The sequence below is a fragment of the Huaxiibacter chinensis genome, assembly GCF_022171985.1.
GTDB lineage: Bacteria > Pseudomonadota > Gammaproteobacteria > Enterobacterales > Enterobacteriaceae > Enterobacter > Enterobacter chinensis_A.
Genome location: NZ_JAJVHF010000096.1, coordinates 1 through 213, shown reverse-complemented (window position 1 = coordinate 213; position 213 = coordinate 1). Strand labels below are relative to the sequence as shown.

Here is a 213-nt window from a genome sequence, read left to right as displayed (position 1 = left end):
GATTTCGTGTTACCTGATGCTTAGAGGCTTTTCCTGGAAGCAGGGCATTTGTTACTTCAGCACCGTAGTGCCTCGTCATCACACCTCAGCGTTAAAAGATTCCGGATTTACCTGGAATCTCCGCCTACATGCTTAAACCGGGACAACCGTCGCCCGGCTAACATAGCCTTCTCCGTCCCCCCTTCGCAGTAACACCAAGTACAGGAATATTAA

General features: G+C 49.8%; 1 rRNA gene. It reads right to left on the bottom strand.

What is annotated here, in order from left to right:
* A 23S ribosomal RNA gene (locus tag LZP96_RS24120) occupies positions 1–213 on the bottom strand; the annotation flags it as partial.